This window comes from Legionella santicrucis (assembly GCF_001468135.1).
GTDB classification, from domain to species: Bacteria; Pseudomonadota; Gammaproteobacteria; order Legionellales; family Legionellaceae; genus Legionella; species Legionella santicrucis.
This window is the reverse complement of record NZ_LNYU01000091.1, coordinates 468,697-480,983: the sequence shown is the minus strand read 5'-3', so window position 1 is coordinate 480,983 and position 12,287 is coordinate 468,697. Positions and strand designations below refer to the sequence as shown.

The following is a 12,287-nucleotide window of genomic DNA, read 5'->3' as shown; positions in this document are numbered from 1 at the left end:
AAGAGGATTAGTTTTTAATGGGTTCAAATACTTTTCTCCACAAAAGTAAAAACTCTTGAGTGTGATTTCTATCGCTCAAGAGTTCATTACTGTGTACCATTCTTATTAAGTTAAAATTCACAAAATAGTTATAAATTTTGAAGATAAACAAACTTGGTTTTCAACGTAATCTGAAGTTTCAATTATAGATTAGTTTGATCTAATATAGTTTAATGTGATCTTATAAAGAATCCTCTGTTTTTATTTGCTACAACTGGTCATAAAATATATAATCCGCATCCCTTATTTTATTTGTTAACTTTTTACGAGGCTAGAAATGTTTTTTGTAATTATTGGTGGTGCATCTGGATCTGGAAAAACAGGTTTATCTCACCGTCTTCTCACTAAGCTGCAAGATGCTGGCATAAGTGCACAAATATTGAATATGGATGATTATTATCATGAGATACCTGAGGGTGTTGATCTCGAATATTTCAGAAAAAACACAAATTTTGATACACCAGACATGCTTCACTTGGATTTGTTGCAAAAACATATTGCTGAATTGAATAAGGGAAAATCAATAACAAAACCACTTTTTGATTTCAAATCAAATCACAGGGTAGGGGAAGAAACAGTTCATCCATCCGATGTAATTATCATGGAGGGTATATTTGCTCAATACTTTTATAAAAAATATGGATTATCCGATTTGCCTGTAGTGACAGTAAATATTACTACTGAAAACTATCTTGATGTTATTGAGCGCCGCATTAAACGTGATATAGAGCAACGTGGCCGAGTTCGACTTGAGGGTGTAAAACAAGAAAAAAAATACGTTGGACCTGGATTCTTAAAATATACAGCGAGCAGTTCTGTTGGGGCAGATGTTTATGTGTGCAATGAACATCGAGAAGGAAGTGAAGAGCAACAATTAATGCTGGATACTAAAGCCGCTGAAATTGTTGCCGAATTAAATAGAAAACGTATAGAAATTGAATCAGGAAAAGCTCAATTGAAAAAGACTAGGCCGAACGTACAAGAAATGGTTGCTAAAAGCCATTTAATGGCTGGGACTTTATTCCATCCTCATAAATTCGAAGGGCATTTCAGTGGTGTGTTTAATGATTTTAAAGGAAATTTTGTGAGAGAATTTAATGAGCAGGAAATAAAAGAAAGTCAGCTAACTCTCTAATCTGAGTTGTCCGACCCACGTTTAAAACGTCCATTATTTTACCTCAGTAATTTAACGATATAAAAGGCATTTCAATGCCTTTTATGTTGCGCTCACATTACTTACATGTGGCATATTAAGTATTTTTCGTGAAAAACTTATATTAAACGGATTAAATAGTAAGTCTAATATTTATGAATGAATATTCAATAGGTCACTAAATAAACTTTTTCACTTGATTAACTCACTCTTGGATAGGAAGTATCTCAAAAATTACACTGCTTTTTAAATTTCAATATAAAGTAACTTCTTTGTGCGGACGAAGCTAAGACACAACTATTTGATTTTTTTTAATATTTATATTAAAAATATTGATGCCATCTAATTTAAATTTTCTTCATTAGCCATTCTCAAGGATTAGAAATGCTAAAAAAACCCAAAATTCTCATTTTATTAATCTCAATGATATTTTTTTCTGCTGTATCGGCAGAAAATTACAGAGTTCCAGCAACAAAAGATACTGTGACCTTGGGTCTTTTTATGCTGGATAAACAACCTGTAGTCAAAGTTCATTCTGGAGATTCTGTATCTTTGGAAACTTGGAACAGTTGTTTGCATGAAATGGTTTTTAATAAGACAACGCCTGCTGAGGTTGCACAGTTCTATACAAAATATGACATCCAAAAAAGACGTGGTATGCATAGTTTAACAGGTCCTGTTTATATTGAAGAGGCTGAGCCAGGGGATGTGCTTGAGATCCGGGTATTAGATATCAAATTGAATGATTTTGGGTATAACTTTTTAAGCCCTACACAAGGAATTTTATCAGAGTTTACCCAACCACAAATTATGTACTTTAAATATGATAAAGAAAAAAATACCACAGAATTCACAAAAGGTGTATGTTTGCATCTAAAGCCGTTTCCAGGGATTATTGCAGTAGCTCCTCCAAAGGATTGGCCAGATGCATGGCCTGTAAATTTAGAAACGCATATGGGTCAACCTGTTCCTGGGCAATTTAATTCTGTTCCTCCAGGTCCTTTTGGCGGTAATTTAGATCAACCGAGCTTACAAGTGGGTTCTGTTCTTTATTTGCCTGTTTTTCAAAAGGGCGCTTTAGTTTGGACTGGTGATTCGCATGCTATGCAAAGTAATGGGGAAATTGATGTCACTGCACTAGAAACTTCTTATGAAGGAATCACTTTGCAATTCGTGGTACGAAAAGATCTAAAAGCTGAAGGAGTATTTGATAAAACAAAACGAAATGGTAATAGCCTATTTACCTGGCCAATTGTCGAAAATTCAAAAGAGTGGATTGTGATAGGATTGAATGAGGATCTGTTTGAAGCCATGCAGCTTGCTTCTAAAAATGCCATTGAATTTTTAGTCCGCACTCAAGGGTTCTCACCACAAGAAAGTTATCAATTTTTAAGTATGGTAGGTAATTTCGACATTCCTGAAGCAGTTAATGTGATTAAAAGCGTAGCCGTACATATTCCTAAAGAAGCATTCAAAAATCTTGATAAGAAAACCACACTTTCTTCTGAAGGTAAATTTCCTCTAACGCCGCCCAAGAGCAATGAAAATGCAACCTGCGTGCCTCAAGAAGGTAAAATTATTCAATAACCATTAGGTGACAATAATGAAAAAGATCTTTGTTTATTTAGGCTTATATTTCATGGCTTCTGGGGTTTTTGGTGGCAACATTGTACTTGAGAATAAAACGGATTACCCAGAAAAAGATAAGTTAGGGAAAATTGCAGTGCAGTGGGCTGTTTCGGCTAAGGCGATACAAAAAGCGAATAAGGACATCCTTAATCACGCCACATTAAATTCAAACTCTTTAATGATGATTTCTCAAAAAGGAAAAATTCAGCTGACCACCCCTAATGATGCCCGATACTTTAGATTAGTAGTGTGGTCAAATGACAACCCTGAACCTGATTTTCTTACGAACTGGGTAGACATTGTTCCCAACAAAACTTATGTTGTGAATCAGAATCAACTGGTACACAGGGTGCTCATGGCTGGAGCAGGATGTTAAATAGTTGGTGCTATTAGTTAACGTAAGTACGACAGAAAAGATATTTCCATGCTTTTTCTGTCGTATTTTACAATGGTTGCTTTTGCCGCGGTTATTGTCTTGGAACACAAAGAAAATGATAAAATGTATCTTTTTTTTTATTCTATTGGTTACAATTCATGGTGTGTGTGCAGAGACAATTAAGGCTGGATCTAAAAAAGCTGCGTCAACAAAAAATCCAAGAACTACGAGTATTAGCTCCAACCCTGCAGCGATTAATGTACCTACGGGAACAGGGATAGTTCAGCGCTATATTGAGAAAAAACTTGGTATTGAAAATAATCATGGAATTATGATCCAAGGAGCCTGGATTGGCGATACTAATGATTTATTTTCTGGCGGTATACCTAATTCAGAACGTGTTACCTCAAACAGTGTACTATTAGTCGATTTAACTGTTGATATGGAACAATTTAATGGATGGAGAGGAGGCTTATTTAGCGCCCAGTTTTTACAACAAAATGCGCAAAATACCAATGCACAAGCTGGCCTTTTTCAAGGGTATAATTCTTTGCCTGATGTTTCCCCCTTCGATCGTTCGGAACTTTACGCGCTTTGGTATCGCCAAGCCTTGTTTGACGATAAACTATTTGTGCGTCTTGGAAAAACAATTACTACACTTGATTTTAATAATGTAATCAAGCCTGTTCCTCTGAGTGCTGGTGAGCCTAACATCCCTGCCGTAACCAGTTTGATTTATACCCCTATTTTTATCAATCCTGCGGTAGATGGGGTTATGCCGGGATATACGAATTCTGCGTATGGAATAACCTTGAATTTTACCCCAATGAAGCAATGGTATCTTGCTTATGGTATTTATGATGGTAATTTAGCCAGTGGCAAACAAACCGGTTTGTCTGGGCCAACGTTTAATGGAAATTACTTCCAAGTTGCTGAAACAGGCGGAGCCTGGGTTCTAGGAAGGAAACATTTGCCCGGAACTTCTGGAATTGGCATATGGCATCAAACTGGTCTTATTCGTCAGCATAATCTTACTGAAACAGGGGCGACAGGTGCTTATTTATTCGGATCACAGCGTTTATGGTACCGTCATCCTGGATACGATATTAGTGGGATTTCAGCGTTTTACCAATTGAGTATTAATAATTCCAGTGCATTATCTATGAACAAATCTATTGGCGCAGGGTTAACTGCATTTGGTTTGATTGCCAATAGAGAAGCTGATTCCATGGGATTTGGTTTTTCTTTAGCATGGTTGAATCAACGCAGTACGAATCGATCTACCGAACTGATGTACCAAGTTTACTATCAGGCAAAAATAATCACCAATATTTATTTAGAACCAGCTCTTTCCTATATTCCCACTCCAGGACAAAACGTGAATTTGCCTTCTGCGTTTGCAGGTACAATAAGAGCTATTATTTTAGCTTGAGGTCAAGATAGTGAATAAGCTATTACGCTACAGAATTTCACATGCGCAAATGGAATAAAAATATAATAATAGTTTAATATTTGAGCGTTATGATTGAAGTAAGTAATGAAAATTTGAATTACTTGATAACAGAACTGATGGAGCTTTAAGGAGAATAAAGTGAAGCGTAATAAATTAAGTTATAAAAATTGGTTTGCCAGTATTGCATGTTTAGGCGTATTGGCTTTGGTCAGTCAAAGTGCGGCTGCAGGCGATATGAGTGTAGGAGGTATGGCATCACAAATTACATCGTCATTTACAAATTTAACCAAACTAATAACCGCTGGTTCTTATTTGGCTGGTTTGGCGTTTTCTATTGGTGCAATTATGAAATTTAAGCAGCATAAAGATAATCCTACCCAAGTTGCTATAGGAACACCAATTGCGTTAGTTTTTATCGCTGCTGCTTTATTGTTCCTGCCTTCGGTGTTAGGCGTCACTGGCACAACAATGTTTGGTTCAAGTGGTGGTATAACTGCTGGTCCTAATGGTATGGTTCCTGGTTCTAGCACCTAATGTGAGCCTATATAAAAAGGTATCTTATTTTTGATGTCAAACTTATGATAATTAGACAAGACCTAATTGATAGCCCTTCACCTAGTCTAAGTGAAGGGCGTAGTGCTTTGTTACGGAGAATAAGATATATTAAGCGGTGCTGCATCCTTGCAGCGAAGCACATCCGATGTGCTGGTCCCTAGTTTGACATCCTGTCAGACAAGTCCGTGTCATCCCTATGAGATACAGTATAGTCTTTTCATGGCTGTTGTCATTGCGTGAATAGAGCAACAGAATGTAAGAAATATCTCAAAGAGTTTAAGGTATTGTCTTAGGTTGTTGTTGGGTTATACAATGAATTCCCCCTCCTCCAGCAAATACATCCAACGCGTTTATTTGAGTAATCTCATAATTAGGAAATAGCTGAGTGAATAACTGGTATGCTGCTTTATCCTGTTTTTCATACCCAAATTCGGGCATGACTATTCCCTTATTTGCTAAATAAAAATTAATATAGGATAGAGTGAGTCGCTCACCGTTAAGATATGTAGCTGGTGGCTGCTCTACAGTATAGACCTCAAGCTTACGTCCTTTTGCATCTGTTGTAGATTTAAGAATTTCTAAGTTCTCATGCAGATTTTCATAATTGGGATCTTCTTTGTCATGTGTAATAAGACATAACACCTTTCCTGGGGCGATGAAGCAGGCGATTTCATCAATATGGCCATCTGTTTCATCTCCTAATAATCCTTTATTGAGCCATATGATTTTTTGTCCTCCTAGAAAATCATACAGATAATTTTCAATTTGTTGTTGGCTCAATTGTGGATTACGATTTTCATTAAGTAAACATTCACGAGAAGTCAGAATAGTTCCTTCTCCATCGACATGAAAAGATCCACCTTCCATAACCAAAGGTGCGCGAAAAGACAAAGCATGCGTTTGCTTTATAACTACAGAAGCAATTTGATTGTCGAGCGTACAATCTTGATAGTTTCCTCCCCAGGCATTATGAATCCAGTCTACTCCTGCTAAGTGCTGTGCTTGATCCAACAAAAAGGTAGGTCCAGTGTCTCGAGTCCAAGAATCATTGATAGGAAGAGACAATAATGTAATATTGTTGTTTCCACATAAATTTTTGGCTGACTCTTCATCTCCAGGATTAACAAGTAGAGTAACAGGCTCATATTGTGCTATGGCTTGGGCAACACGTGCATAAGCTATTTGGGCTCTTTGTAAACCGACCTTAGACCATGTTTCTAAATGACAAGGCCATGCCATCCAGCATCGTTCATGTGGATACCATTCAGCGGGCATAAAAAATCCACTTTGCTTTGGGGTCATTTTATTTTCTCCGAATGTTTGCGTCTAAATAAGTTAATTGAGAAAAAATACTTCTCAATTCATTTAAATAGAGCAACGTTTTCTCTTCAGGTAATTCTGCCTGAATGAGTTGTTTCTCATAGGATTGAGCCAATTTTTTAGTATCAAAATGAGCAAGGTTAAGTACGTTAGTTACAGTGTCCCCACTGACTAAATCATTCAATTCAAATTGGCCATCGTCAAAAAGTTTGACATCTAAAGAATTGGTATCACCAAATAAATTATGAAGATTACCTAATATCTCTTGATAAGCACCTACAAGAAAGAAACCTAGGGAATAAGGATTGTTATTGTCATAAAGAGGAAGCATTAAAGTGGAATTCACACAAGAACTTCCTAGATACTCTTTAATTGTTCCATCCGAATCACAAGTTAAATCTTGTAAGATACTGTGCATAGATGGGGTATTTGTTAACTGCGAAATAGGTGCTATGGGAAAAATTTGGCCTATAGCCCAAGCATCCGGAATAGATTGAAAAAAGGAAATATTACAAAAAACTTTGACTGCCATATCTTCATTGATTTTTGCTAATAAGGTCTCTTCAGTCGGAATATCTGGATTTAGCCGTTCTTTAAGCTCCATACAAATATTGGTATAGAATGCCTCAACTTTGGCTTTCTCTTGTAAGCTAATTACTCCATGCTTAAATAAAGAGTGTGCTTCATTGAGCGAGTGTTCTGCATAATTATAAATTTCTATTGGGGCACTGTTAGTAATTGATTGATAAGTATCATAAATGTCACGAATCACATGCGAGTCCTCACTCGTAATCTCTGGAAGTGTGGGCTGCTTGTGGATCATTTCTATATCACTAATATCGGCAATTAAAATAGCATGATGTGCTGTTAGTGCTCGACCTGACTCGGAAATAATATTAGGCTCGGGAACATTGTATTCCTGACATAAATACTGCATTGCTAAAAGAATGTGGGTGGCATATTCACGTAAACTGTAGTTCATAGAGCAGCCATGATTAGAATGCGTTCCTTCATAATCCACGCTTAACCCACCACCCACATCAATAGTGTCTATCGGTGCATTTAATTGGCGTAATTCAACATAGTAGCGGGAAACTTCTTGCATGCAATGGCGAATATCATGAATATTGGCAATTTGTGAGCCCAGATGGCAATGCATGAGTTGCAGGCAGTCAAGCATATCATGAGCTTTTAATTGAGTGATCAACTCAAGAACTTGCTTTGCATTGAGGCCAAACTTGGATTTGACTCCTCCTGTATGCTCCCATTTTCCTGCGCTTTTACTGATTAAGCGAATACGAACACCAAGAGTTGGTTTAATTTTTAGACGGGCAGATTCTTTTAAAATAATAGCGAGCTCAGAGATCTTTTCGATGACGATAAAAACTTTATGCCCCATTTGTTGCGCAATTAATGCTGTGCGGATGTAGTAGCTGTCCTTATAGCCGTTACAGACTATGGTGCTCTCTTGATGATTACTGAGCATACCAATAACTGCCATAAGCTCGGGTTTTGAGCCAGCTTCCAGGCCTATAGTGTGGCTTGGTGATTTTAATAGTTCTCTAACAACACTTTGTTCTTGGTTTACTTTAATGGGATAAACAAGCTTATAATTCCCTGTATATCCATTTTCTTCTTTGGCTTGGGCAAACGCTTCATAGATACGATGTACACGATCATGTAAAATATCTGGGCTACGAATGAGTAAGGGTAAATGTAACCCTGCTCTGCTTGCAGCATTGACAATGGCTTGCAATTCGACACCAGGTTTACCGGGCGCTTTGCTTATTTCCATGTTCCCTTTGGCGTTAATGCTGAAGTATCCTTCTCCCCAGTTTTTAATGTTATATAAATTTTCTTCAGATGGTGCGCTGATGTTCATAGTTTCAATATTCCAAAGGGCTTAACGTGATTTTACTAATTCGTGATAGGTTTCAGGTTCGCGTTGTTGCGCAAAAGGAAATAGTCTTCCCCATAATGTACGCTGGCTGAAATCTAACTCGGCAACTAATACGGCTGGTTTGTCTCGGGGTGCTTGTGCCAAAATTTCACCCATAGGTGTACTAATAAAGCTACTTCCATAAAACTCTAATTCATCTTCACAACCGATTCGATTTGCAGCAATTACAAATGTATTACTCATAATGCCTTGTGCAACCATTACTTTTTGCCACATAGATTGAGTATCGACGTTTGGAGCAGTAGGTTCGCCACCGATTGCAGTAGGATAAACTAAAATTTCTGCACCTTTTAAACCATAAATTCGTGATAATTCCGGAAACCATTGATCATAACAGGTTGGCAGTCCCCATTGATGGCCGGCGATGTGATGAAGTGGGTAATCAGAATCTCCAGGTTTAAAGTAAAAATTTTCATGGTATTTTTCCCCGCTGGGGATATGCTGCTTTCGAGTTATTCCTATAAGCTCCCCCTGATTGTTATACGCAACAGCAGTATTATAGCCTGCTTTTTCAAAAAGAGAGGCGGTTATGCATACATTGTTTGCCTTCGCCATTGTACTAACGAATTGTGTCGTGGGGCCGTTATGAATATCTTCCATAAATGGAGTAGGGTCGACGTCGGAGCGGGTACAAAAATAGGGGCTTAAAGTGAGCTCTTGTAAACATACAACAGCAGCTCCTTGTTGTGCTGCAGTGTGGATCCCAGAGGCTAGTTTGTCTTGATGCTCTTTGGGGTTTTCATGCCATTTTTCTTGCACTAATGCAACTGTGAGTTTTTCGTGTGTCATTAATTTACCTCTTATCATTAAGGATCAAAGAAAAGAGCCCTTACTTTAGTGTAAGGGCAGTGGAGCTTAACATTAGCAACTGAATGAAGATTTTTCATATCCTTCCTCAGATTTTTTATCATCTGTTTCATTACTCATTTTGGGTGTCTCATTCAGATGTTTTGGACTGATTGACTGTCTTCGTGAATGGCCAAACATACGACTAGGGTTTGTGCCTTGAAATGAAACTTTCTTTTGTTCTATTTTTGGTCCCATCACCTCGGCAATGAGTTTGAAAGGATTCGCTTCATCAAATACTTCAGTATGAAGTAATGACAATTGGCGTCTAATGGCATCTTGACTGTCCAGACCGGATAATTTTTTGCCAATTTGATCTTCTTGTCCCTTTAATAATGTTTGAAACATACTTGGGAACATATTGTAAGCATCTTTATTAAAATCACGACTTTCAAAAAATTGCTCTGGATTTTCTCCTAACAATTTATCGACATTGCGACGTATGGCAAAGGCTGCTTTTGATTTTGTTGCAAAAGAACTGTGAGGAAAAGTAATCTCTACATTCCGAGCTAACTTACTTCGTGACTCTTCTGGTGTGCAAAGCGCTAGTCGTTCTGCAATTGCTTGCTCATTGCCTTTTAATATTTCTTTGGCGAGATCACCAAAGTTATTAAAAAGATCAGGGTTAAATTCTTCTAAAAACAAAGAGTGAGGTGTTTTATTTCTAGGATCGAGCAAGGTGAAAATTCTATGCCTTACTTGATAGGCGCCAGAAATTACTGCATGAAAACCATCCTCTTCAAAACTTCTCAATGCATTAATGTGTCGACCATATTGCTTAAATTTTGATTCTGGGCAGGCTGCAATTATTTTTGTAGCAAGTGTCTTTTGTTCTTCTTCGCTTAACTGATTAAGTACTTTTGCATTTTCAGCTAATGCATCACCATTGCTAAGTTGCTCATAGGGATTTTCTAGCTCTATGATTTGTTCATAAGTAAATGGCATTTAATCCTCCTTAAATTAAAGATGGGGTACTAAACAACAATACAAAGGAGCTCCCCCTTACACATCATTAGTATCATCTCCTTTGTCCTTTTCCGGTGAAGACAACCGAAATTCTTTTACTGCCATGATTTCTTAAAAAACTGTTCTTCATTTATATTTTTTTAGGCTTTCAGAGTTAAATTGCAAATAGTAACGGATTAAAATTGAACTGTCATGAAATTAATCTAAAGTTTTACGAAAAAATGTCGAATTACTGATCAGATGCATGTTTTGCCTTTAAAAAATACAATAACAATAAGGAGTGGGCAATGTCTAAAAATCATTTATTACAAGACCCTTTTTTAAATGAGCTACGTAAAGAAAAGGTGCCTGTATCCATTTTTTTGGTAAATGGAATTAAGTTGCATGGTATAGTGGATTCTTTTGATCAATATGTAGTGATGTTAAAGAATTCGATTACTCAAATGGTTTATAAGCATGCGATTTCTACAGTAGTTCCTTCACGTGCAATAAAAATTCCTGCTGATGATGAATCTGGTGGAACTGAAGGAACTGTGGCAGACTAGCAAAAAAATGTTCCACCTATAGGTTGGATTTTTGCTTATACTTTTAGTGATCACACTAAAGAAATGCTTAATACAATAGGTTAAGGAGCCCATTTTTAAACATTAGAGTGATGCTTGTCATCAAGTTAAGGAGCAGTAGTTAGTGTTTGAACGTCCTCAAGGCGGTGAGCGCGCCGTGTTGGTGCAATTAGCATTACCAGGAATTGATGCTGGTAAAGCATTGCAAGAGTTTGAAGAGTTAGCTCTTTCAGCTAATGCGGAAGTATTAGAATGTGTTTTAGGTACTCGTGCAACCCCTGATGCTAAGTATTATATTGGTCAAGGTAAAGCCGAGGAAATTGCGCAACTAGTTAAAGCTTGTGATGCAGAATTGGTTCTTGTTAATCATGAATTATCTCCATCACAAGAAAGGAATTTAGAACGTTTGTTTGGATGTCGCGTAGTTGATAGAAGCGGACTAATTCTTGATATTTTTGCACAGCGTGCACGAACTTTTGAAGGAAAGTTGCAAGTTGAACTTGCACAATTGCAGCATTTATCAACTCGCTTGATTCGTGGATGGACACACTTAGAACGACAAAAGGGTGGAATTGGGCTGCGTGGGCCTGGTGAAACACAATTGGAAACAGACCGTCGTTTATTGCGAGAACGTATTAAATATATTAATAAACGTTTAGAAAAAGTACGAAGTAGCCGCGATCAAAACCGCCAAGCACGACGAAAGGCCTCTTTACGAACGGTATCTTTAGTAGGTTATACCAATGCCGGTAAATCCACGTTATTTAATGCATTGACTGGAGAAAGTATCTATGTAGCGGATCAATTATTTGCTACTTTAGATCCAACGATGCGTCAACTCAATTTGCCTGGTTCTTCCTCCGTGATTTTGACGGATACAGTTGGATTTATTCGTGATTTACCGCATCAATTAGTAGAGGCATTTCGCGCTACCTTGGAGGAGACACAACAAGCTGATTTGCTACTCCATGTTATTGATATTTCTGATCCTCATTGGCGAGATACTGTTTTTTCAGTTCAGCAAGTTTTGGATGAGTTAGAGGTCCATGATGTTCCAATAATACAGGTATTCAACAAAATTGATTTAAAAGAAGAATGGGAACCTAAAATTGATTATCAAGAAGAGAAATGTAAAGTCTGGCTCTCTGCGGCATCAAATTTGGGATTGGACTTATTAAAAGAAGCAATTAGCACTCAATTACATGGCGCAATTTCTACTGAAGAAGTAGTACTTAAAGCAACACAGGCAAAATTGCGTGCTCAATTATACCAATTAGGCTCGGTTTTAAGTGAGTCAATTAATGATGAAGGTGATTGGCTACTAAAAATTCGCATTACAAAGGCGCAAAAGCAACGTTTGTTTGCCAATGAATGCTCTTCATGAACCTTTCTATCGAAAGTCATTAAAATGATATATAGCGCCCCGT

Annotated in this window: 11 protein-coding genes; 7 read left to right on the top strand and 4 right to left on the bottom strand. The window is 37.4% G+C overall.

The window, feature by feature from the left end; genetic code table 11:
- The first annotated feature begins 316 nt into the window (after nt 1-316).
- The 5 genes from Lsan_RS19970 to Lsan_RS19950 all read left to right on the top strand — a co-directional run bounded on the left by Lsan_RS19970 (nt 317) and on the right by Lsan_RS19950 (nt 5,184).
- On the top strand, nt 317-1,174 hold the full coding sequence (locus Lsan_RS19970; RefSeq protein WP_058515852.1) for a uridine kinase family protein: 858 nt from the start codon (nt 317-319) through the stop codon (nt 1,172-1,174).
- A 402-nt stretch (nt 1,175-1,576) separates the two neighbouring features.
- A complete protein-coding gene (locus Lsan_RS19965) occupies nt 1,577-2,779 on the top strand; it encodes an acetamidase/formamidase family protein (RefSeq protein ID WP_058515851.1) in 1,203 nt (400 codons plus the stop codon).
- Between the two features lie 16 nt (nt 2,780-2,795).
- Nucleotides 2,796-3,197: a hypothetical protein gene (locus Lsan_RS19960; protein WP_058515850.1), complete on the top strand. Its 402-nt coding sequence runs from the start codon at nt 2,796-2,798 to the stop codon at nt 3,195-3,197.
- A 115-nt stretch (nt 3,198-3,312) separates the two neighbouring features.
- Nucleotides 3,313-4,629 (top strand): carbohydrate porin, encoded by a 1,317-nt coding sequence (locus tag Lsan_RS19955; protein ID WP_058515849.1) that lies wholly within the window; start codon nt 3,313-3,315, stop codon nt 4,627-4,629.
- A gap of 159 nt (nt 4,630-4,788) precedes the next feature.
- Nucleotides 4,789-5,184, top strand: a complete 396-nt coding sequence (locus Lsan_RS19950; RefSeq protein ID WP_058515848.1) for a hypothetical protein — start codon at nt 4,789-4,791, stop codon at nt 5,182-5,184.
- Between the two features lie 297 nt (nt 5,185-5,481).
- Here Lsan_RS19950 and Lsan_RS19945 read toward each other — a convergent pair whose 3' ends face one another.
- From Lsan_RS19945 to Lsan_RS19930, 4 genes are all read right to left on the bottom strand, one after another.
- Nucleotides 5,482-6,507, bottom strand: a complete 1,026-nt coding sequence (locus tag Lsan_RS19945; protein WP_058515847.1) for an agmatine deiminase family protein — start codon at nt 6,505-6,507, stop codon at nt 5,482-5,484.
- 1 nt (nt 6,508) lies between these two features.
- Nucleotides 6,509-8,407 (bottom strand): biosynthetic arginine decarboxylase, encoded by a 1,899-nt coding sequence (speA, locus tag Lsan_RS19940; protein ID WP_058515846.1) that lies wholly within the window; start codon nt 8,405-8,407, stop codon nt 6,509-6,511.
- 21 nt (nt 8,408-8,428) lie between these two features.
- The gene (locus tag Lsan_RS19935) at nt 8,429-9,274 is read right to left on the bottom strand and encodes a carbon-nitrogen hydrolase (protein ID WP_058515845.1); all 846 of its coding nucleotides are present in this window, start codon (nt 9,272-9,274) and stop codon (nt 8,429-8,431) included.
- Nucleotides 9,275-9,346: 72 nt separating this feature from the next.
- Nucleotides 9,347-10,276, bottom strand: a complete 930-nt coding sequence (locus tag Lsan_RS19930; protein ID WP_058515844.1) for a lpg0008 family Dot/Icm T4SS effector — start codon at nt 10,274-10,276, stop codon at nt 9,347-9,349.
- A 308-nt stretch (nt 10,277-10,584) separates the two neighbouring features.
- On the opposite strand from Lsan_RS19930, the gene hfq reads away from it, so the two are divergent.
- Together hfq and hflX are read left to right on the top strand one after the other, a co-directional pair.
- Nucleotides 10,585-10,842: an RNA chaperone Hfq gene (hfq, locus tag Lsan_RS19925; protein ID WP_058515843.1), complete on the top strand. Its 258-nt coding sequence runs from the start codon at nt 10,585-10,587 to the stop codon at nt 10,840-10,842.
- A gap of 142 nt (nt 10,843-10,984) precedes the next feature.
- Nucleotides 10,985-12,244, top strand: a complete 1,260-nt coding sequence (hflX, locus tag Lsan_RS19920) for a ribosome rescue GTPase HflX (RefSeq protein ID WP_058515842.1) — start codon at nt 10,985-10,987, stop codon at nt 12,242-12,244.
- Nucleotides 12,245-12,287: the final 43 nt, after the last annotated feature.